The 18,730-nt window shown below is 50.5% G+C and carries 30 protein-coding genes; all 30 read right to left on the reverse strand.

What is annotated here, in order from left to right; translation table 11 throughout:
- Positions 1-12: 12 nt before the first annotated feature.
- On the reverse strand, positions 13-1,026 hold the full coding sequence (locus FHS77_RS00880) for a DNA-directed RNA polymerase subunit alpha (protein WP_184218640.1): 1,014 nt from the start codon (positions 1,024-1,026) through the stop codon (positions 13-15).
- A 114-nt stretch (positions 1,027-1,140) separates the two neighbouring features.
- Positions 1,141-1,530 carry a 30S ribosomal protein S11 gene (gene rpsK / locus FHS77_RS00885; protein WP_184218643.1) on the reverse strand — a complete coding sequence of 130 codons (390 nt, stop codon included), beginning with the start codon at positions 1,528-1,530 and terminating at the stop codon, positions 1,141-1,143.
- 136 nt (positions 1,531-1,666) lie between these two features.
- Positions 1,667-2,035, reverse strand: a complete 369-nt coding sequence (gene rpsM, locus FHS77_RS00890) for a 30S ribosomal protein S13 (RefSeq protein WP_184218646.1) — start codon at positions 2,033-2,035, stop codon at positions 1,667-1,669.
- A gap of 230 nt (positions 2,036-2,265) precedes the next feature.
- A complete protein-coding gene (locus FHS77_RS00895) occupies positions 2,266-2,850 on the reverse strand; it encodes an adenylate kinase (protein WP_184218649.1) in 585 nt (194 codons plus the stop codon).
- Positions 2,847-4,187 carry a preprotein translocase subunit SecY gene (gene secY, locus FHS77_RS00900; RefSeq protein ID WP_184218652.1) on the reverse strand — a complete coding sequence of 447 codons (1,341 nt, stop codon included), beginning with the start codon at positions 4,185-4,187 and terminating at the stop codon, positions 2,847-2,849. The genes FHS77_RS00895 and secY overlap by 4 nt, the downstream gene beginning before the upstream one ends.
- 276 nt (positions 4,188-4,463) lie before the next feature.
- A complete protein-coding gene (gene rplO, locus FHS77_RS00905; protein WP_184218654.1) occupies positions 4,464-4,940 on the reverse strand; it encodes a 50S ribosomal protein L15 in 477 nt (158 codons plus the stop codon).
- Positions 4,941-4,959: 19 nt separating this feature from the next.
- Complete coding sequence (rpmD, locus tag FHS77_RS00910; RefSeq protein ID WP_184218657.1) at positions 4,960-5,157, reverse strand: 50S ribosomal protein L30; 198 nt, start codon at positions 5,155-5,157, stop codon at positions 4,960-4,962.
- Between the two features lie 58 nt (positions 5,158-5,215).
- Complete coding sequence (gene rpsE, locus FHS77_RS00915) at positions 5,216-5,776, reverse strand: 30S ribosomal protein S5 (RefSeq protein WP_184218660.1); 561 nt, start codon at positions 5,774-5,776, stop codon at positions 5,216-5,218.
- Positions 5,777-5,941: 165 nt separating this feature from the next.
- Positions 5,942-6,304: a 50S ribosomal protein L18 gene (gene rplR, locus FHS77_RS00920; protein WP_184218664.1), complete on the reverse strand. Its 363-nt coding sequence runs from the start codon at positions 6,302-6,304 to the stop codon at positions 5,942-5,944.
- 12 nt (positions 6,305-6,316) lie between these two features.
- Entirely contained in the window at positions 6,317-6,850 is a 534-nt protein-coding gene (rplF, locus tag FHS77_RS00925; RefSeq protein ID WP_184218667.1) for a 50S ribosomal protein L6, read from the reverse strand.
- Between the two features lie 39 nt (positions 6,851-6,889).
- A complete protein-coding gene (rpsH, locus tag FHS77_RS00930) occupies positions 6,890-7,288 on the reverse strand; it encodes a 30S ribosomal protein S8 (RefSeq protein WP_184218669.1) in 399 nt (132 codons plus the stop codon).
- A 10-nt stretch (positions 7,289-7,298) separates the two neighbouring features.
- The gene (rpsN, locus tag FHS77_RS00935) at positions 7,299-7,604 is read right to left on the reverse strand and encodes a 30S ribosomal protein S14 (protein ID WP_184218671.1); all 306 of its coding nucleotides are present in this window, start codon (positions 7,602-7,604) and stop codon (positions 7,299-7,301) included.
- Between the two features lie 25 nt (positions 7,605-7,629).
- Complete coding sequence (rplE, locus tag FHS77_RS00940) at positions 7,630-8,187, reverse strand: 50S ribosomal protein L5 (protein ID WP_184218673.1); 558 nt, start codon at positions 8,185-8,187, stop codon at positions 7,630-7,632.
- Positions 8,180-8,491, reverse strand: coding sequence for a 50S ribosomal protein L24 (gene rplX / locus FHS77_RS00945; protein ID WP_184218675.1), 312 nt, complete (start codon positions 8,489-8,491; stop codon positions 8,180-8,182). The genes rplE and rplX overlap by 8 nt, the downstream gene beginning before the upstream one ends.
- Positions 8,492-8,503: 12 nt before the next feature.
- A complete protein-coding gene (gene rplN / locus FHS77_RS00950) occupies positions 8,504-8,872 on the reverse strand; it encodes a 50S ribosomal protein L14 (RefSeq protein ID WP_184218677.1) in 369 nt (122 codons plus the stop codon).
- Between the two features lie 67 nt (positions 8,873-8,939).
- Entirely contained in the window at positions 8,940-9,182 is a 243-nt protein-coding gene (gene rpsQ, locus FHS77_RS00955; RefSeq protein ID WP_184218679.1) for a 30S ribosomal protein S17, read from the reverse strand.
- Between the two features lie 12 nt (positions 9,183-9,194).
- A complete protein-coding gene (gene rpmC, locus FHS77_RS00960) occupies positions 9,195-9,395 on the reverse strand; it encodes a 50S ribosomal protein L29 (protein WP_184218682.1) in 201 nt (66 codons plus the stop codon).
- A gap of 11 nt (positions 9,396-9,406) precedes the next feature.
- Positions 9,407-9,820 (reverse strand): 50S ribosomal protein L16, encoded by a 414-nt coding sequence (rplP, locus tag FHS77_RS00965; RefSeq protein WP_184218685.1) that lies wholly within the window; start codon positions 9,818-9,820, stop codon positions 9,407-9,409.
- Positions 9,821-9,859: 39 nt separating this feature from the next.
- Positions 9,860-10,570, reverse strand: coding sequence for a 30S ribosomal protein S3 (gene rpsC / locus FHS77_RS00970; protein ID WP_184218688.1), 711 nt, complete (start codon positions 10,568-10,570; stop codon positions 9,860-9,862).
- Positions 10,570-10,959 (reverse strand): 50S ribosomal protein L22, encoded by a 390-nt coding sequence (rplV, locus tag FHS77_RS00975; protein WP_184218691.1) that lies wholly within the window; start codon positions 10,957-10,959, stop codon positions 10,570-10,572. The genes rpsC and rplV overlap by 1 nt, the downstream gene beginning before the upstream one ends.
- Before the next feature lie 2 nt (positions 10,960-10,961).
- The gene (gene rpsS, locus FHS77_RS00980; RefSeq protein WP_184218694.1) at positions 10,962-11,240 is read right to left on the reverse strand and encodes a 30S ribosomal protein S19; all 279 of its coding nucleotides are present in this window, start codon (positions 11,238-11,240) and stop codon (positions 10,962-10,964) included.
- Positions 11,241-11,255: 15 nt separating this feature from the next.
- Positions 11,256-12,089: a 50S ribosomal protein L2 gene (rplB, locus tag FHS77_RS00985; protein ID WP_184218697.1), complete on the reverse strand. Its 834-nt coding sequence runs from the start codon at positions 12,087-12,089 to the stop codon at positions 11,256-11,258.
- Positions 12,090-12,109: 20 nt separating this feature from the next.
- Complete coding sequence (locus FHS77_RS00990) at positions 12,110-12,403, reverse strand: 50S ribosomal protein L23 (RefSeq protein ID WP_184218700.1); 294 nt, start codon at positions 12,401-12,403, stop codon at positions 12,110-12,112.
- The gene (gene rplD / locus FHS77_RS00995; RefSeq protein ID WP_184218703.1) at positions 12,400-13,020 is read right to left on the reverse strand and encodes a 50S ribosomal protein L4; all 621 of its coding nucleotides are present in this window, start codon (positions 13,018-13,020) and stop codon (positions 12,400-12,402) included. The genes FHS77_RS00990 and rplD overlap by 4 nt, the downstream gene beginning before the upstream one ends.
- Positions 13,020-13,742 (reverse strand): 50S ribosomal protein L3, encoded by a 723-nt coding sequence (gene rplC, locus FHS77_RS01000; protein ID WP_184218706.1) that lies wholly within the window; start codon positions 13,740-13,742, stop codon positions 13,020-13,022. Before rplC ends, rplD begins: the two co-directional genes overlap by 1 nt.
- Before the next feature lie 26 nt (positions 13,743-13,768).
- Positions 13,769-14,077 carry a 30S ribosomal protein S10 gene (gene rpsJ / locus FHS77_RS01005; RefSeq protein WP_002964363.1) on the reverse strand — a complete coding sequence of 103 codons (309 nt, stop codon included), beginning with the start codon at positions 14,075-14,077 and terminating at the stop codon, positions 13,769-13,771.
- A 63-nt stretch (positions 14,078-14,140) separates the two neighbouring features.
- Positions 14,141-15,316 carry an elongation factor Tu gene (gene tuf / locus FHS77_RS01010; protein WP_184218709.1) on the reverse strand — a complete coding sequence of 392 codons (1,176 nt, stop codon included), beginning with the start codon at positions 15,314-15,316 and terminating at the stop codon, positions 14,141-14,143.
- A gap of 59 nt (positions 15,317-15,375) precedes the next feature.
- Positions 15,376-17,460 carry an elongation factor G gene (gene fusA, locus FHS77_RS01015; RefSeq protein WP_184218712.1) on the reverse strand — a complete coding sequence of 695 codons (2,085 nt, stop codon included), beginning with the start codon at positions 17,458-17,460 and terminating at the stop codon, positions 15,376-15,378.
- A 30-nt stretch (positions 17,461-17,490) separates the two neighbouring features.
- Positions 17,491-17,961 (reverse strand): 30S ribosomal protein S7, encoded by a 471-nt coding sequence (gene rpsG, locus FHS77_RS01020; RefSeq protein ID WP_184218715.1) that lies wholly within the window; start codon positions 17,959-17,961, stop codon positions 17,491-17,493.
- A 68-nt stretch (positions 17,962-18,029) separates the two neighbouring features.
- Positions 18,030-18,401 carry a 30S ribosomal protein S12 gene (gene rpsL / locus FHS77_RS01025; RefSeq protein WP_184218718.1) on the reverse strand — a complete coding sequence of 124 codons (372 nt, stop codon included), beginning with the start codon at positions 18,399-18,401 and terminating at the stop codon, positions 18,030-18,032.
- Positions 18,402-18,730: the final 329 nt, after the last annotated feature.

The following is an 18,730-nucleotide window of genomic DNA, read 5'->3' on the forward strand; positions in this document are numbered from 1 at the left end:
ATCAGTGCCGGCTCAATATTGGTCTTCGTAGCGTTTTGCGAGATCTTCGATATTCTCAGGCGGCCAAGTTGGAATTTCCATACCAAGATGGAGACCCATTGACGCAAGAACTTCTTTGATTTCGTTCAACGATTTGCGGCCGAAATTCGGAGTCCGCAGCATTTCGGCTTCCGTTTTCTGAATGAGGTCGCCGATATAAACGATGTTATCGTTCTTGAGGCAGTTAGCTGAACGGACTGAAAGCTCCAGTTCGTCAACTTTCTTAAGCAGTGCCGGGTTAAACGCCAGTTCTGCTTCCTGCTCCTGCGGGGCTTCCTTTTGCGGCTCTTCAAAGTTGACAAAGATTGCCAGCTGGTCCTGAAGAATACGTGCTGCATAAGCAACAGCATCTTCACCACTAACCGCACCATTTGTTTCAATGTTGAGCGTCAGCTTATCATAGTCAAGAACCTGACCTTCACGGGTGTTCTCAACCTTGTAAGAGACTTTACGCACCGGTGAATAGAGGCTGTCGACTGGAATCAATCCAATCGGAGCATCTTCAGCACGGTTTCTGTCGGCAGGGACATAGCCCTTACCGGTATTGACGGTGAATTCCATACGAATCTCCGCGCCCTCATCGAGGGTGCAGATAACGTGATCCGGATTAAGGATTTCAACATCACCAACTGTCTGAATATCGCCGGCGGTTACAACGCCCGGGCCTTCTTTACGCACAACCATGCGCTTAGGACCCTCGCCTTCCATACGGATAGCGATTTCTTTGATATTCAATACGATGTCGGTGACATCTTCACGAACACCCGGGATTGACGAGAATTCATGCAGAACGCCGTCAATCTGAACAGCGGTAACAGCTGCACCACGCAGGGATGACAAAAGCACCCGGCGCAGAGCATTACCAAGGGTCAGACCGTAGCCGCGCTCTAAAGGCTCGGCAACCACTGTTGCATGCGTATGCGAACCACTGGTGAGAAACTCAACCTTATTAGGTTTGATCAGTTCCTGCCAATTTTTCTGAATCATTTTATTTTCCTTCATCCAACCGTCGCTACCATCCAATCGTAGCGATCAAGCGAAGAAGCCGCACGGGAAGAAGACTATTAAAAGCCTTGCACCACATGCGGCAGTGAACAGAAATTATACGCGGCGCTTCTTACGAGGACGGCAACCATTGTGCGGGATCGGTGTCACGTCACGAATCGATGTGATCATGAAGCCAGCAGCCTGCAGGGCACGCAGAGCTGATTCACGACCTGAACCCGGACCACAAACCTCAACTTCGAGGGTTCGCATGCCATGTTCCTGAGCCTTTTTGGCGCAATCTTCAGCAGCGATCTGTGCAGCAAACGGGGTCGATTTACGTGAGCCTTTGAAACCTTGAGCACCAGCTGACGACCAGGCAATAGCATTGCCCTGCGCATCAGTGATTGTGATCAGTGTGTTGTTGAACGTTGAATTAACGTGAGCAACACCGGTCGAAATATTTTTACGTTCTCTACGACGAACGCGTGTGGCATCCTTGGCCATGTCAGTCCTTCCAATTGATCTCTACACCGCCGTAATTCCAGCGGCTCCACCAGTCCCGAATACTCGGACACAGGACTAGCATCAAATTCACATGCTTAAAAATAAGCACGCAGCGCTTGGCTAAAAGCGCTACGAATTACTTCTTCTTACCAGCAATTGCCTTAGCAGGACCCTTACGGGTACGTGCGTTGGTATGGGTGCGCTGACCACGTACCGGCAATGAACGACGATGACGCAGACCGCGGTAGCAGCCCAGATCCATCAGACGTTTAATGTTCATCGAAACTTCACGACGCAGGTCACCTTCAACCTGGTAGTCAGCATCGATTGCTTCACGAATCTGAAGTACTTCAGCGTCGGTCAACTGGTTGACGCGACGATCATCAGCGATTCCGACTTTCGTCACAATCTGCTGTGCAAATTTTGGTCCGATCCCGTGAATATACTGAAGCGCAATGATTACGCGTTTATTCGTAGGGATGTTGACGCCAGCGATACGTGCCACGCGTTTTCTCCTTGAGAAGTGTTAATATCCTGTCCGGACGTTATATTCGATTGCCCTAATCCAGACAGTTTTCATGTCCGACATCGGATCAAGCGTTTTTTGTACGCAATAAACCGAAATCGACCACTTAGATAATCGAAGTGGGGCTGTCATTGACGGAATCGCCGGCAAAAGTCAACCATTAAGTAACTTTTGCCGACACCGTCAGTCGCAAGAAACAGTCTTACCGCTTAAGCAGCAGTCAGAATCTTGGCGATTTCTTTCGTCACGGTATCAACTTCCGCCATACCGTCTACCGTCTTCAACTCACCGGTCGATGCATAATGATCTGACAATGGTGCAGTTTTTTCACGATATTCAACCAAACGCTTACGGAAAGCTTCCGGATTATCATCAGAGCGTACCTGACCGCCCTTAGCGATCGTTTCGGCTACACGATTTTCCATACGCTTAACCAAAGCGGATTCATCAACTTTCAGCTCAATAACAGCATCCAGTTTCAAGCCCTTACCAGCAAGCATATCGGCAAGCGCAACAGCCTGCGGTACGGTTCTTGGATAACCATCCAAAATGAAGCCATTGGCGCAATCAGCTTCATCAATACGATCCGATACAATCGCATTGACGATTTCGTCTGAAACAAGCTGACCTGCATCCATGACAGCTTTTGCACGTTTGCCGACTTCGGTTTGTTGCGCAACAGCTGCGCGCAACATGTCACCGGTCGACAATTGTGGGATCCCGTATTGCGCTGTCAGCAATGAAGCCTGCGTACCCTTGCCTGCTCCTGGTGGTCCAAGAAAAATCAATCTCATCTGCTACGTTTCCCGCCTCTTAGTTTGGACTTCTTGATAAGTCCCTCATACTGATGCGCAATCAGATGGCCCTGTACCTGCGAAACAGTATCAAGCGTGACACTGACCACGATCAGAAGCGATGTTCCACCCAAATAGAACGGTACACCGGTTGCGGAAATAAGGAACTCAGGAAGCAAACATACTAATGTAATATAAATAGCACCTACGACGGTAATGCGAGTTAACACATAGTCGATATATTCTGCGGTACGTTCACCCGGACGGATACCCGGAATAAAGCCTGAATGTTTTTTCAGCTGATCAGCAGTGTCCTTAGGATTAAAGACAATAGCTGTGTAGAAGAAGCAGAAGAAAATGATCAGTGCAGCGTAAAGCAGCATATAAAGCGGCTGACCATGACCAAGCGCGTTCAGAATAGCCGAACCCCAAGCCGGCATGTTTTCCGAATTTGCAAAGCCGGCAACCGTTGCAGGCAACAATAACAAGGAAGACGCAAAAATTGGCGGAATAACACCTGCAGTGTTCAGCTTAAGCGGCAGGTGCGACGTGTCGCCCTGGAACATACGGTTACCCACCTGACGCTTCGGATACTGGATCAGCAAGCGGCGTTGTGCGCGCTCAACAAATACGATCACAGCAATCAGAATAATCGCCAGAACAATAACGGCCAAAATCAGACCGGTCGACAATGCACCTGTACGGCCAAGCTCAAGCGTACCGGAAATGGCACTTGGCAGGTTGGCAACAATACCGGAGAAAATGATCAAAGAAATACCATTACCAATACCGCGTGCAGTGATCTGCTCACCTAGCCACATCAGGAACATGGTACCGCCAACCAGTGTAATCACGGAAGATACACGGAAAAACATACCAGGCTCAGTGACAATGCCGCTGCCCGATTCCAAACCTACAGAAATTGCATAGGCCTGAACGAGCGCCAAAAGCACGGTGCCGTAACGGGTATACTGATTGATGACTTTACGCCCTGCTTCACCGTCTTTTTTCAAAGCCTCAAGTGAAGGTACAACCGACGTCATCAGCTGCACGATAATCGACGCAGAAATATAAGGCATGATCCCGAGGGCAAAAATAGCCATACGACCCACAGCACCACCGGCAAACATATTAAAGAGGCCTAAAACCCCTTGAGCATGTTGCTGGAATGCCTGAGCCAATGCATCAGGGTTAATACCAGGTAACGGGATATAAGTACCAAACCGATAAACAAGCAATGCGCCTAGTGTAAACCAAATACGCTTCTTGAGTTCTTCCGCTTTGGAGAAAGCTGAAAAATTAAGGTTGGATGCAAGCTGTTCAGCAGCCGATGCCATAAAAATACTCCGGTGAAATCTCAGGCCCCGCCTCTAGATCCGTTAAGACGCTTCTAGGTCTGTTAAGATTTGAGTTCAGTGATCTTGATATCGCCCTACAAACCGGAATTCAATACAGAGTTAGCAAAAAGAGTACCGATAAAATATGTATTGCGACCATCAAAACAACGACAACACGAATCTAAACAGACGATTAGCGCAGGCGTTCTAAGCCAGATAAGCGCACAAGCTCAAATATGCAAGCGGCGGCTCGAAAGCCGCCGCTATTTAATTTACTTATTCAGCAGCAGAAGCTACCTCAGGCAGCTTTACGCTACCGCCAGCTTTTTCAACTTTTTCGATTGCAGCCTTTGAAGCGCCTGCAACATCAAAAGTTACTTTAGCTGTAATTTCGCCGTTTGAAAGCAGACGTACACCGTCTTTTGCACGACGAATCACGCCAGCTGCAACCAGAGCTTCAACAGTTACAACAGCTGATGCATCCAGTTTGCCTGCATCGATTGCAGTCTGAACACGTTCAACGGAAACAGTGTTGAATTCTTTAGCAAAAATATTGGTAAAACCGCGCTTTGGCAAGCGACGGTAAATTGGCATCTGACCGCCTTCAAAACCGTTGATGGCAACGCCTGAACGGGACTTCTGACCCTTCACACCGCGACCACCGGTCTTACCGGTACCCGAACCAATACCACGGCCTACACGCTTGCGCGCTTTAACTGCACCTGGCTTTTCACGCAGATCGTTGAGTTTCATCTCTATATCTCCCTGCGGCTCAAGCCTCGTCCACTACGCGGACGAGATGCTGGACGCTACGGATCATGCCGCGCACTGAAGGTGTATCTTCAAGTGTTGAACGACGACGCATTTTGTTAAGTCCCAGACCGATAAGCGTTGCACGCTGCTCAGCCGGACGACGGATTGGGCTACCGATCTGTTCGACCGTAACCGTCTTACCCTTCTTCTCAGCCATCACTGAAATCCTTTATCATGGGCAAACTTATAATAATAAGCCTGCTTAAGCTGCTAGCTTACTCTTCGGAACCAACAACATCAGCGCGACGCGCCTGCAATGTCGAATACTTAATACCACGCTGTGCAGCAATATCCTTAGGATGCATCTGGTGTTTCAGAGCATCAAAGGTCGCGCGCACCATGTTATAAGGGTTTGATGAGCCAAGCGACTTAGCAACAACGTCCTGCACGCCAAGGGTTTCAAAAACCGCACGCATAGGACCACCGGCGATGATACCTTTACCGGCAGGTGCTGAGCGAAGCAGAACTTTACCGGCGCCATGACGGCCAGCAACATCATGATGAAGTGTACGGCCTGAGCGAAGTGGTACGAAAATCATATCGCGCTTGGCAGCTTCAGTTGCCTTGCGAATTGCTTCAGGTACTTCACGAGCCTTACCGTGACCAAAGCCAACGCGACCCTTCTGATCGCCAACAACGACGAGTGCAGCAAAACCGAAACGACGGCCGCCCTTAACAACTTTGGCAACACGGTTAATGTGTACCAGCTTATCTACGAATTCACTGTCGCGTTCTTCGCGACCGCGGTCTTCGCGATTACGGTCTCTCTGTGCCATATCCTGTTTCCTTTTTCTTTTCCGGAAGCACAATGTAAATGCTCAGGCTTTATGAGAGTCACCCCTTCACCCGAACACAGCGGTGCATAAACGGAAAAGGGAAAACTTACAAGTCTTCCCTTCCCCAACACCATAAATTTTACCTCTGTTAAAACAGAAGCAAAATTAGAAGCTCAGACCGCCTTCACGGGCTGCATCTGCCAAAGCCTTGATACGGCCGTGGAAAATGAAAGCGCCACGATCAAAGACAACTTCTTTGACGCCGGCTTTAGCAGCACGCTCGGCAACCAACTTGCCTACAGCAGCAGCTGCAGCCTGGTCAGCACCGGTCTTCAATGAAGACTTCAGGTCACCTTCGAGTGTGGATGCAGCAGCAACTGTTACACCACGGGAATCATCGATGATCTGTGCGTAAATGTTTTTCGAAGAGCGATGTACGCTAAGACGCAAACGACCATTCGCAACAGCTTTAAGCTGACGACGGACGCGTGCAGCGCGACGCTGAGTAGTTTGTTTTGGCGATGCCATGACGCGCGCTCCTTACTTCTTCTTGCCTTCTTTACGGACGATCACTTCGCCAGCATATTTCACGCCCTTGCCCTTGTAAGGCTCAGGTTGACGATATTCGCGAATTTCTGCTGCGACCTGACCGACCACCTGCTTATCAATACCGTTAATTACAATTTCTGTAGGTTTCGGTACTGTAACGGTGATGCCAGCTGGCACTTCGTAAACAACTTCGTGGCTGAAGCCGAGGGAAAGCTGAACATTTTTACCCTGCATTGCTGCACGGTAACCAACGCCGTTGATTTCCAGCTTCTTTTCAAAGCCGTCAGTGACACCAACAAAAATGTTGGAAATCATTGTACGCGCCATGCCCCACTTAGAACGTGCATCTTTAGAGGAATCACGTGGAGTTACAGAAACTGCACCATCTTCCAATGAAACAAGCACTTCTTCGTTGACGACATAAGACAATTCGCCTTTTGCGCCTTTGGCTTTAACGGTTTGCCCATCGACGGTGGCGGTTACGCCCGCCGGAACCGGCACGGGTTTCTTACCGATACGAGACATTTTTCTACCTGTCCGTTTCTATGTAAATTGCCTGTCGCATCAGAAGATGCGGCAGAGCAACTCACCACCAACGTTTTGATCGCGGGCTTCGTGATCAGCCATAACACCCTTAGGCGTTGACAAGATCGAAATACCAAGTCCGTTTGCGACCTGCGGGATCGATTTAACCGACACGTAAACGCGACGGCCAGGCTTGGATACGCGCGTAATTTCGCGAATAACCGGAGCACCTTCGTAATATTTCAGTTCGATTTCGATTTCGGCTTTACCGTTTTCGAATTCGCTCTGTGTATATCCGCGGATATAACCTTCAGCCTGAAGAACATCCAGAACACGGGCACGCAGTTTGGACGCAGGTGTTGAAACCTTGGTCTTCTTACGGCCGATTGCGTTACGGATGCGGGTCAGCATATCGCCGATTGGATCTGACAAAGACATCTATTTCTCCTTACCAGCTCGACTTGACCACGCCTGGTACCTGACCAAGCGAACCCAACTGACGCAACGCAATACGCGACATTTTCAGCTTACGGTAGTAACCACGTGGACGGCCTGAAACTTCGCAACGATTGCGAATACGGACCTTGGATGAATTACGCGGCAATTCGGCGAGCTGGATGGTGGCGCGGAAGCGCTCTTCCAGCGGAAGGCTTTGATTCATTACAATCGCCTTCAGACGAGCACGCTTTTCAGCATGACGCTTAACCAACTTTTCGCGGCGCTTATTTTTTTCGACTGCGCTAGTCTTGGCCATTTTCTATACCTCGCTACGCTTGTCGTTACTGGCGGAACGGGAAGTTGAAGGCACGCAGAAGTGAGCGCGCTTCATCATCCGTCTGAGCAGTCGTGCAAACGATGATGTCCATGCCCCAGATCTGATCAACTTTATCGTAGTTGATTTCTGGAAACACGATGTGTTCCTTAATACCCATGGCGAAGTTGCCACGACCATCAAAGCTCTTAGGATTCAGACCGCGGAAGTCGCGAACGCGCGGAAGCGCAATCGTTACCAAACGATCCAGGAATTCGAACATGCGTTCGCCACGAAGAGTAACTTTCGTGCCGATTGGCATTTCTTCACGCAATTTGAAGGTTGCGATCGAATTACGTGCACGAGTGATGACCGGCTTCTGACCTGCGATAAGAGCAAGATCTTCAGCAGCGCGTGCAGGCTTTTTAGAGTCCGCAGTTGCTTCACCAACACCCATATTGATGACCACTTTATCGAGACGTGGAATCATCATTTCGTTGCTGTACTTGAATTCTTCAAGCAAAGCTTTACGGATTTGATCCTGATAAAGCTTCTTGAAGCGGGGAAGTGCCTTAGCTTCAGCCATTGATCAGCGCTCCAGAACGTTTTGCGACACGTACTTTTTTGCCATCTTCAATGCGGAAACCAACGCGGGTTGGCTTACCGTCTTTAGGATCGGCAATCGCCAGATTTGACAAATGAATCGGAGCCTCTTTCGAGATAATTCCGGCTTCTTGTGTCTGTGTCTGACGCTGATGGCGCTTCACAAGATTGATACCGCGAACAACCGCCTGGTCATCCTTTGGCATAACTTTGATAACTTCGCCGGTACGGCCCTTGTCCTTACCGGCAAGCACGACAACGCTGTCGCCTTTGCGAATCTTTTGCATCGTGTGCTTCCCTTACAGAACTTCCGGAGCCAGCGAAATGATCTTCATGTGGTTCTTAGCGCGAAGTTCGCGTGGAACCGGTCCGAAGATACGTGTGCCGATAGGCTCTTTCTTGTTATCGATGATAACGGCAGCATTGTTATCGAAACGGATAACACTACCGTCAGCGCGACGGATGTCTTTGGCAGTACGTACTACGACTGCCTTCATCACATCACCCTTTTTGACGCGGCCGCGCGGAATAGCTTCCTTGATTGACACCACAATGATGTCGCCCACGGAAGCATATTTACGCTTCGAACCGCCCAGCACCTTGATGCACATGACACGGCGTGCGCCGGAGTTATCCGCCACGTCGAGGTTTGTTTGCATCTGAATCATGACTGGCCGCCTTCTTTCCTCTCAGCTGGTTAAGGGCTCCTGCCCTACCTAAGCTGCGTGTTTGTATTTAGCCCGCTACGCCGTTTGAAATAACGACCCAGCGTTTGTCCTTCGAAATCGGCTTTGATTCCTGAATGGAAACAAGATCACCGGTTTTGAACTGGTTTGTTTCGTCATGCGCTTTGTATTTTTTCGACTGACGAATAATCTTCTGAAGCAGAGGATGCGCAAAGCGACGCTCTACCCGTACGACTACTGTCTTGTCGTTCTTGTCGCTGACGACAACGCCCTGCAGAATGCGTTTAGGCATTATATAAGTTCCTTATGCCTTGCTTTCGGCCGCCTTCTGGCGGGCGATAGTCTTAATGCGTGCGATGTCGCGGCGAACCTGCTTCACACGCGCGGTTTTTTCAAGCTGGCCGGTAGCTTTCTGAAAGCGCAGGTTAAACTGCTCTTTCTTCAAGCTGCCGAGCTCTTCTTTCAACTGGTCAGGGCTTTTGGCCCGAACATCTGCGGCTTTCATAGTTGCCTCTCTTATTCTGCGATACGCTGGATAAAGCGTGTCTTGATCGGCAACTTAGCTGCGCCGAGTCTGAGTGCTTCGCGTGCCACATCTTCTGGTACGCCGTCAAGCTCAAACATTACGCGACCTGGTGCCACACGGCAAGCCCAATAGTCAACAGAACCTTTACCTTTACCCATACGGACTTCGGTAGGTTTGCCGGTTACTGGCAGATCAGGGAAGATTCTGATCCATACACGGCCTGCACGTTTCATGTGTCGTGTGATCGCGCGGCGGGCCGCTTCGATCTGACGGGCGGTGACGCGTTCCGGCTCCAGGGCCTTCAGGCCGAAAGCACCGAAATTAAGATCCGTACCACCTTTCGAGGCGCCGTGGATACGGCCCTTGAACTGTTTACGGAACTTGGTGCGCTTAGGCTGCATCATTGTTCTCTACTCCAATTTTCTCGCTCGCGGCCCAGTATATCAGGCGTTTTCGCGGCGGCGGTTCGACTGGGAACCTTGATTGTCACCCTCGACCGCACGACGTTCTGAAGCCATTGGGTCATGCTCAAGGATCTCGCCCTTGAATACCCAAACCTTCACGCCACAGATACCATAAGCGGTCTGTGCTTCAGCCGTACCGTAATCGATATCAGCGCGCAGAGTGTGCAAAGGAACGCGACCTTCACGGTACCATTCCATACGAGCAATTTCTGCACCGCCCAAACGACCCGAGCAATTGATACGAATGCCTTCAGCTCCAAGACGCATTGCAGACTGAACTGCACGCTTCATGGCGCGACGGAATGCCACACGGCGTTCCAGCTGCTGAGCAATCGACTGAGCAACCAAAGTTGCATCAATTTCTGGCTTACGAACTTCGACGATATTCAGCGAAGCATCGGAATTGGTCATTTCGGAAAGCTTCTTACGGAGCTTTTCGATGTCTGCACCTTTTTTACCGATAATGATGCCCGGACGTGCAGAGTGAATGGTCACACGGCACTTCTTGTGAGGGCGTTCAATAACGATTTTAGAAATCGCTGCCTGCTTCAGTTCTTTCGTCAGGTATTCACGAATTTTTACATCTTCGTGAAGCAGCTTACCGTATTCACCGGTATTCGCGTACCAACGCGAATCCCAGGTGCGGTTGATGCCGAGACGAAAACCGATCGGATTAATCTTCTGACCCATTATGCGGCCTCCACTTTTTCCGCTACTTCGCGGACAATAATGGTGAGATGCGAAAACGGCTTCTCAATACGGCTTGCACGACCGCGACCGCGAACGTGAAAACGCTTCATGACAATTGACTTGCCTACGAAAGCTTCAGAAACAATCAATGCATCCACATCGAGATCGTGATTGTTTTCTGCGTTAGCAATCGCTGACTGAAGAGTTTTCTTAACAGTGCCGGCGATACGCTTGCGGGAAAATTCCAGATCAGCAAGTGCCGCATTGACTTTCTTGCCGCGGATCATAGCCGCGACAAGATTAAGTTTCTGCGGGCTGACGCGAAGCGTACGGGCGACGGCTTGCGCCTCGTTATCCTTAAGCTGGCGGGGAGCCTTGGCCTTGCCCATCGTTACTTCCTCTTTGCCTTTTTGTCCGCACCGTGACCGTAATAGGTACGTGTAGGCGCGAATTCACCGAACTTATGTCCAACCATTTCTTCTGATACTGACACCGGAATATGTTTGTTTCCGTTGTACACACCGAAGGTCAGGCCTACGAACTGCGGCAGGATCGTGGAGCGGCGGCTCCAGATCTTGATAACTTCATTGCGACCGCCATCGCGTACCTTCTCAGCCTTCTTGAGAAGATAGCCGTCAATAAACGGTCCTTTCCAAACTGAACGAGCCACTTTAGACTACCTCTCTTATTTCTTACGCTGATGGCGTGAGCGCATGATGAACTTGTCAGTTGACTTGTTCGAACGCGTCTTCTTGCCTTTGGTTGGCTTACCCCAAGGGGTAACCGGATGACGACCACCAGATGTGCGGCCTTCACCACCACCGTGCGGGTGATCAACCGGGTTCATAGCAACACCGCGAACGCCAGGACGCTTACCGCGCCATACCGAACGACCGGCTTTACCGTCGTTGATATTGGCATGATCCGGGTTGGATACAGCGCCAACAGTAGCGAAGCATGCACCTGGAACCAGACGCTGTTCACCTGAGTTCAGGCGCAGAATAGCCATGCCCTGGTCACGACCAACGAGCTGAGCATATGTACCGGCTGAACGAGCAATCTGACCGCCCTTGCCTGGCTTCATTTCCACGTTGTGGATAATGGTACCAACTGGCATGGATGCCAAAGGCATTGCGTTACCTGGCTTCACGTCAGCGGACTGGCCGGCGATAACTTTATCGCCTACTGCCAAACGCTGTGGAGCCAGGATGTAGCTCAGTTCACCATCTTCATAGCGGATAAGCGCGATGAATGCGGTACGGTTTGGATCGTATTCCAGACGCTCAACCGTTGCTGACATGTCGTGTTTACGACGTTTGAAGTCAACGAAACGGTAGGTACGCTTGTGACCACCGCCCTGAAAACGGACAGTGATACGACCTGTGTTGTTACGACCGCCCTTTTTGGACAAACCTTCGGTCAATGCTTTGACCGGCTTGCCTTTGTAGAGCTCTGAACGATCAACGATGACCAGCTGACGCTGACCTGGCGTGATCGGATTAAAGTGCTTGAGTGCCATTGTCTTTACTCCACGGCCTCTCAGAGACCAGTCGAAACGTCGATGCTCTGGCCTTCAGCCAAAGTTACGATCGCTTTCTTGACATCGCTCTGGCGTCCAACAATGCCGCGGAACCGCTTGACCTTGCCTTTACGCACAGTGGTGTTAACTGCAGTTACTTTCACGCCAAACAGCGCTTCAACAGCAGCTTTGATTTCCGGCTTAGTCGCTTTACGCGCTACGTTGAAAACAACCTGGTTATATTCGGAAACCATGGTTGATTTTTCAGTGATCACCGGGCTGACGATGACGTCATAGTGGCGAAGATCTGTCATTTGAAACGCTCCTCAAGAGCTTCGACCGCCGCCTTGGAAAGCACGAGCTTGCCACGACGAAGGATGTCATAAACATTGATCCCCTGCACCGGCAAAACGTCGATGTTTGGGATATTCGAAGCAGCGCGTTTGAAGTTGACATCGATCTCTGCGCCGCCGATGAGCAGTGCATTTTCGAGGCCGAGCTTGGCAAACTGCGCAACCAACAATTTGGTTTTTGCTTCGTTTGCAGCCAGATCGTCAACGATGATCAGGTCAGATGCCTTCAACTTAGCGGAAAGCGCATGACGAAGACCAAGTGCACGCACTTTCTTCGGCAATTCGTGGTCATGGCTGCGAACAACCGGACCATGAGCTTTACCACCACCACGGAACTGTGGAGCACGAGCGGAATGGTGACGGGCACGGCCGGTACCTTTCTGCTTGTACATTTTTGCACCGGTACGGGCAACTTCACCGCGTGTAAGCGTTGAATGGCCACCCTGCTGACGACGAGCCAGCTGCCAGCGTACAACACGCTGCAGGATGTCATCACGGGGATCAAGACCGAAGATTTCTTCGTTCAGCTTGACCTTACCGGCATCCTTGCCTTCAAGAGTTGTAATCGTGAGATCCATTATTCGGCTCCCTCAGTCGCGACGGCATCCACCGCTGCATTATTCGCGCTAGAGCGCAGGGCAGCTGGTTTAGGAGCATTTTCTGGCAGCGATACTTTAACAGCATCACGTACCAAGATCCATGCACCCTTTGAACCTGGAACAGCACCGCGAACCAGAATAAGACCTCGGTCTGTATCAGTTGATACGACTTCGATATTCTGTGTGGTTACGCGGGTCTGACCCATGTGGCCAGCCATCTTCTTACCCTTAAACACTTTACCCGGATCTTGACGCTGACCGGTGGAACCGTGTGAACGGTGAGAAAGAGAGTTACCGTGTGTCGCACGACCACCACCGAAGTTGTGACGCTTCATGACACCGGCAAAACCTTTACCGATCGTAGTTCCTGTTACGTCCACTTTCTGGCCCGCAACAAAATGTTCCGCCGTGATTTCGGCGCCGACATCCAAAAGGTTGTCAGGAGATACGCGGAATTCCGCAACTTTAGCTTTAGGCTCAACTTCAGCCTTCGCGAAATGTCCGCGCAGAGCTTTGGTTGTGTTCTTTACCTTGGCAAGTCCTACGCCAAGCTGAACAGCCGTATAGCCATTTTTTTCTTCAGTACGCTGAGCTACTACGTGGCAGTTCTCCATGCGGAGTACCGTCACCGGCACATGCTCGCCAGCGTCGTTATAGACGCGGGTCATGCCCAGCTTTTGTGCAATAACACCTGAACGCATCGGTTCGTTCCTTCCGTCCTCAAGCCTTACAGCTTGATCTCGACATCAACACCTGCGGACAGATCCAGCTTCATCAGCGCATCTACAGTCTGCGGGGTTGGGTCAACGATATCGAGAAGACGCTTGTGCGTGCGCATCTCGAACTGCTCGCGGCTCTTCTTATCGATATGCGGCGACCGGTTAACTGTGAACTTTTCGATCCGTGTTGGCAGAGGGATCGGTCCGCGCACATTGGCACCGGTACGCTTGGCAGTCGACACGATTTCGCGGGTCGAAGCGTCAAGGATCCGATGATCAAACGCCTTAAGGCGAATGCGGATGTTTTGACCGTTCATTTCATCTGTTCCTTGTTACGAGGGACGTTTCATATATCAGGAAACGTCCCTGCACAATCTATATTATTCGATGATGGAAGCGACGACGCCGGCACCAACGGTACGGCCACCTTCGCGGATAGCAAAGCGGAGCTTTTCTTCCATAGCGATAGGTACGATCAGCGCAACATCAACAGAAACGTTGTCACCTGGCATAACCATTTCAACGCCTTCTGGCAAGGTTACAATACCGGTAACGTCAGTTGTACGGAAGTAGAACTGAGGACGGTAGTTGGTGAAGAACGGAGTATGACGGCCGCCTTCTTCCTTGGTCAGAATATAGGCTTCTGCCTTGAACTTGGTGTGTGGCTTAACGGAACCTGGCTTGCAGAGAACCTGACCACGTTCAACGTCTTCACGGCCTACACCACGTACGAGCGCACCGATGTTATCGCCAGCCTGACCCTGATCGAGCAGCTTGCGGAACATTTCAACGCCGGTAACAGTTGTCTTGCCGGTAGGCTTGATGCCCACGATTTCAACTTCTTCACCAACTTTAACGATACCGCGTTCTACACGACCGGTAACAACTGTACCACGGCCGGAGATCGAGAATACGTCTTCGATTGGCATCAGGAACGGCTGATCAACAGGACGTTCCGGAGTTGGGATGTAGCTGTCAACAGCTGCCATCAGTTCGCGGATTGCATCTTCACCAATGGTTTTGTCTGAATCTTCCAGAGCTGCAAGAGCCGAGCCCTTGATGACCGGAATATCGTCGCCCGGGAAGTCGTATTTCGACAGAAGTTCACGAACTTCCATTTCTACGAGTTCGAGCAGTTCAGCATCGTCAACCTGGTCAACTTTGTTCAAGAAGACAACGATCGCAGGAACACCAACCTGACGAGCGAGCAGAATGTGCTCACGGGTCTGTGGCATTGGACCATCAGCAGCGTTAACAACGAGGATCGCGCCGTCCATCTGAGCAGCACCGGTGATCATGTTCTTAACATAGTCAGCGTGACCTGGGCAGTCGACGTGTGCATAGTGACGGTTTTCGGTTTCATATTCAACGTGGGAAGTTGAAATGGTGATACCACGTGCTTTTTCTTCCGGTGCAGCATCGATCTGGTCGTATGCGCGGAAGTCACCAAAGAATTTGGTGATAGCTGCTGTCAACGAGGTCTTACCATGGTCAACGTGACCGATGGTGCCGATGTTAACGTGTGGCTTATTACGTTCAAATTTACTCTTAGCCATCTGAGCTCTCCATTAGTTTAGCCTGCTCAGGCATTCTTGATTGACTTACGTAAAAAAAATTACGCAAACTTTTTCTGGATTTCCTGTGCAACCGCAGCCGGTACAGGATCGTAGTGATCAAACTGCATCGTGTACTGTGCGCGGCCTTGTGACATCGAACGCAGGGAGTTCACATAGCCGAACATGTTGGCCAGTGGAACCATTGCATTCACGACAGTGGAAATGCCGCGGGCTTCTGTGCCCGAGATCTGACCACGACGTGAATTCAGATCACCGATTACGTCACCGACATAATCTTCAGGAGTTACAACTTCAACCTTCATGATTGGCTCAAGAAGCTGAGCGCCTGCCTTCTGTGCACCTTCACGGAACGCTGCGCGAGCAGCGATTTCAAAGGCCAGAACGGAGGAGTCAACGTCGTGATACGCACCGTCGATCAAAGTTGCCTTAACGCCGAGCATTGGGAAACCAGCAAGAGGACCCGCACCCATAACGCTTTCAATACCCTTTTGAACGCCAGGGATAAATTCCTTAGGAACTGCACCACCAACGATCTTGGAGTCAAAGATAAAGTCATCGCCATCATGTGGTTCGAAGACGATTTTAACACGAGCGAACTGACCTGAACCACCAGACTGCTTCTTGTGGGTGTAGTCAATTTCTGCCTGACGGGTGATGGATTCACGGTAAGCAACCTGTGGAGCACCCACGTTAGCTTCTACCTTGAATTCACGCTTCATACGGTCGACGAGAATGTCGAGGTGAAGTTCACCCATACCTGCGATGATGGTCTGACCTGATTCTTCGTCCGACTTAACGCGGAATGAAGGATCTTCAGCAGCCAGACGATTGAGTGCAATACCCATCTTTTCCTGGTCAGCTTTGGTCTTAGGCTCAATCGCAATTTCGATAACTGGATCCGGGAATTCCATACGTTCCAGAATAACAGGCTTCAGCGGATCGCAGAGCGTGTCACCGGTTGTGGTTTCCTTCAGGCCAGCAAGCGCAACGATATCACCAGCAAATGCTTCTTCAACATCTTCACGGCTGTTCGAGTGCATCTGCAGCATACGGCCGATACGCTCGCGCTTACCCTTAACGGTATTTTCCAAGGAAACACCCTTGGTCAGCTTACCGGAGTAAATACGGGCGAATGTCAGCGTACCAACGAACGGATCGTTCATGATCTTGAAAGCGAGCAAAGAAAGCGGAGCTTCATCTGTCGATTCGCGTGTTGTTTCTTCTTCTGTCTTAACGTCGATACCTTTAATTGCAGGCACTTCGTTAGGAGCAGGAAGATAATCAACAACTGCATCCAGAACAGGCTGAATACCTTTGTTCTTGAACGCGGTGCTGCAGAGAACCGGATGGAAGGTTACGTCGATTGTACCCTTACGGATCAACGCACGCAGCTCATCATTGGTTGGCATTTTGCCTTCCAGATAAGCTTCCATTGCAGCTTCATCAACTTCAACAGCAGTTTCGATCAGCTTTTCGCGGTATTCTTCAGCCTTCTCTACGAGATGGGCCGGAATATCACCAACCTGAGTTGGCGCACCAATGGTACCATCCCAAGTCAAAGCCTTCATTTCAACCAGATCAACAACGCCTTCAAATTCGTTTTCCGCACCGATTGGCAGCTGGATAACGAGTGCAGTTGCACCAAGACGGGTCTTGATCATATCAACGCAACGGAAGAAGTCTGCGCCGATCTTGTCCATTTTGTTTACCAGCACCATACGAGGTACATGGTACTTTTCAGCCTGACGCCATACGGTTTCAGTCTGCGGCTCTACACCGGCATTCGCATCGAGAAGTGCAATTGCACCATCGAGCACACGCAGGGAACGCTCAACTTCAATGGTGAAGTCAACGTGACCCGGGGTGTCAATGATGTTGAAGCGACGCTTCTTGCCATCACGACCCTGCCAGAAAGTTGTTGTAGCAGCAGAAGTAATCGTAATACCGCGTTCCTGCTCCTGCGCCATCCAGTCCATAGTGGCGGAACCGTCGTGGGTTTCACCAATCTTATGGTTTTTACCGGTGTAAAACAGGATACGTTCCGAAGTCGTGGTCTTACCGGCATCGATGTGAGCCATAATACCAAAGTTACGGTAGTCTTCGATTTTATATTCGCGGGACATGTTTTCTGCTCTTTGAATAGAGTTCGATGATTACCAACGGTAATGCGAGAAGGCGCGGTTTGCTTCTGCCATACGATGCGTATCTTCACGCTTCTTAACAGCAGAACCACGGTTGTTAGCTGCATCAAGCAACTCACCGGACAAACGATCAACCATGGTGGTTTCGTTGCGGCTGCGAGCAGCATTGATCAACCAACGGATCGCCAGTGCCTGACGGCGATCTGGGCGAACGTCAACCGGAACCTGATAGGTTGCACCACCAACGCGACGCGAACGCACTTCAACGTGCGGAGCTACGTTATCAAGCGCCTGATGGAACAGGGCAAGCGGCTCCTGCTTAGCTTTCGCTTCGATCGCGGACAACGCGCCGTAAACGATACCTTCAGCAGTCGACTTCTTACCATGAAGCATTACTGCATTCATGAACTTGGTGATGACGAGATCTCCAAACTTTGGATCCGGATTGATCTCACGCTTCTCAGCTTTATGGCGTCTAGACATATATTCTAGTCTTTCAATTACATCGGGCTCAACTCGCCACTATGGCGGCCGGTATCCCCGGAAAATTCTTATTTAGGACGCTTAGCACCATACAGCGAACGACGCTGCTTACGGTTTTTAACACCCTGTGTATCAAGCACACCACGAATGATGTGGTAACGCACACCCGGCAAATCCTTTACGCGGCCGCCGCGGATCATGACCACGGAGTGCTCCTGAAGGTTGTGCCCCTCACCCGGAATGTAACCGATGACTTCAAAGCCATTGGTCAAACGGATTTTGGCAACCTTACGAAGAGCCGAGTTAGGCTTCTTAGGGGTTGTGGTGTAAACGCGGGTGCAAACGCCACGTTTTTGCGGATTCGCCTGCAAAGCAGGCACTTTATTACGCTTTACCGGCGCAGTGCGCGGCTTGCGGATCAACTGGTTTACGGTAGGCATAGCACCTTCCTCTTTTAAAAATCTCGTATCTCTGCCCAATCGGGCCGTTTCTACGCTATAAACATGCACAAATTCGGGTATAGCGTACCTAGCGGTATCCATCCCGAACAAAAGCAGAGGAAACTCTCGTTTCATGCGAACGGCAAGTTGCATTTCGTAAGTAAAACGAACCCTGTTTGAGACTAACTTCAGGATGTGTCACCCCGAAAAAGCCTGTCTCACATCGGCTCAGATGGGCTGCTGATACGCGTTTAATGCCCCCGCGTCAAGGTCTGTGCCTTAACTTTCTTAAAACAGCCGGTCTGTTAAGGAATTTTTAACGAATTGGG

It is taken from the genome of Paenochrobactrum gallinarii (genome assembly GCF_014205685.1).
Taxonomy (GTDB): domain Bacteria; phylum Pseudomonadota; class Alphaproteobacteria; order Rhizobiales; family Rhizobiaceae; genus Paenochrobactrum; species Paenochrobactrum gallinarii.

Coding starts and splice junctions, on each gene's coding strand:
- rpsQ (WP_184218679.1), bottom strand. CDS start 9,182: ATGCCTAAACGCATTCTGCAGGGCGTTGTCGTCAGCGACAAGAACGAC.
- rpmD (WP_184218657.1), bottom strand. CDS start 5,157: ATGGCTGAGAAGAAGGGTAAGACGGTTACGGTCGAACAGATCGGTAGC.
- rplO (WP_184218654.1), bottom strand. CDS start 4,940: ATGAAACTCAACGATCTGCGTGAAAAGCCAGGTGCAGTTAAAGCGCGC.
- rplF (WP_184218667.1), bottom strand. CDS start 6,850: ATGTCTCGTATCGGTAAGAAACCCGTGCCGGTTCCGGCGGGCGTAACC.
- rplX (WP_184218675.1), bottom strand. CDS start 8,491: ATGCAAAAGATTCGCAAAGGCGACAGCGTTGTCGTGCTTGCCGGTAAG.
- rpsG (WP_184218715.1), bottom strand. CDS start 17,961: ATGTCTAGACGCCATAAAGCTGAGAAGCGTGAGATCAATCCGGATCCA.
- rplR (WP_184218664.1), bottom strand. CDS start 6,304: ATGGCATCGCCAAAACAAACTACTCAGCGTCGCGCTGCACGCGTCCGT.
- rpsE (WP_184218660.1), bottom strand. CDS start 5,776: ATGGCACAGAGAGACCGTAATCGCGAAGACCGCGGTCGCGAAGAACGC.
- rpsH (WP_184218669.1), bottom strand. CDS start 7,288: ATGTCTTTGTCAGATCCAATCGGCGATATGCTGACCCGCATCCGTAAC.
- rpsK (WP_184218643.1), bottom strand. CDS start 1,530: ATGGCCAAGGATGCCACACGCGTTCGTCGTAGAGAACGTAAAAATATT.
- rpsN (WP_184218671.1), bottom strand. CDS start 7,604: ATGGCCAAGACTAGCGCAGTCGAAAAAAATAAGCGCCGCGAAAAGTTG.
- rpsJ (WP_002964363.1), bottom strand. CDS start 14,077: ATGAACGGTCAAAACATCCGCATTCGCCTTAAGGCGTTTGATCATCGG.
- rplB (WP_184218697.1), bottom strand. CDS start 12,089: ATGGCACTCAAGCACTTTAATCCGATCACGCCAGGTCAGCGTCAGCTG.
- rplP (WP_184218685.1), bottom strand. CDS start 9,820: ATGATGCAGCCTAAGCGCACCAAGTTCCGTAAACAGTTCAAGGGCCGT.
- FHS77_RS00880 (WP_184218640.1), bottom strand. CDS start 1,026: ATGATTCAGAAAAATTGGCAGGAACTGATCAAACCTAATAAGGTTGAG.
- secY (WP_184218652.1), bottom strand. CDS start 4,187: ATGGCATCGGCTGCTGAACAGCTTGCATCCAACCTTAATTTTTCAGCT.
- rpsL (WP_184218718.1), bottom strand. CDS start 18,401: ATGCCTACCGTAAACCAGTTGATCCGCAAGCCGCGCACTGCGCCGGTA.
- rpmC (WP_184218682.1), bottom strand. CDS start 9,395: ATGAAAGCCGCAGATGTTCGGGCCAAAAGCCCTGACCAGTTGAAAGAA.
- rplD (WP_184218703.1), bottom strand. CDS start 13,020: ATGGATCTCACGATTACAACTCTTGAAGGCAAGGATGCCGGTAAGGTC.
- rpsC (WP_184218688.1), bottom strand. CDS start 10,570: ATGGGTCAGAAGATTAATCCGATCGGTTTTCGTCTCGGCATCAACCGC.
- fusA (WP_184218712.1), bottom strand. CDS start 17,460: ATGTCCCGCGAATATAAAATCGAAGACTACCGTAACTTTGGTATTATG.
- rplE (WP_184218673.1), bottom strand. CDS start 8,187: ATGGCTGAAGCTAAGGCACTTCCCCGCTTCAAGAAGCTTTATCAGGAT.
- FHS77_RS00895 (WP_184218649.1), bottom strand. CDS start 2,850: ATGAGATTGATTTTTCTTGGACCACCAGGAGCAGGCAAGGGTACGCAG.
- rplC (WP_184218706.1), bottom strand. CDS start 13,742: ATGCGTTCAGGTGTTATTGCACAAAAGCTGGGCATGACCCGCGTCTAT.
- tuf (WP_184218709.1), bottom strand. CDS start 15,316: ATGGCTAAGAGTAAATTTGAACGTAATAAGCCACACGTTAACATCGGC.
- rplV (WP_184218691.1), bottom strand. CDS start 10,959: ATGGGCAAGGCCAAGGCTCCCCGCCAGCTTAAGGATAACGAGGCGCAA.
- FHS77_RS00990 (WP_184218700.1), bottom strand. CDS start 12,403: ATGACAGATCTTCGCCACTATGACGTCATCGTCAGCCCGGTGATCACT.
- rplN (WP_184218677.1), bottom strand. CDS start 8,872: ATGATTCAGATGCAAACAAACCTCGACGTGGCGGATAACTCCGGCGCA.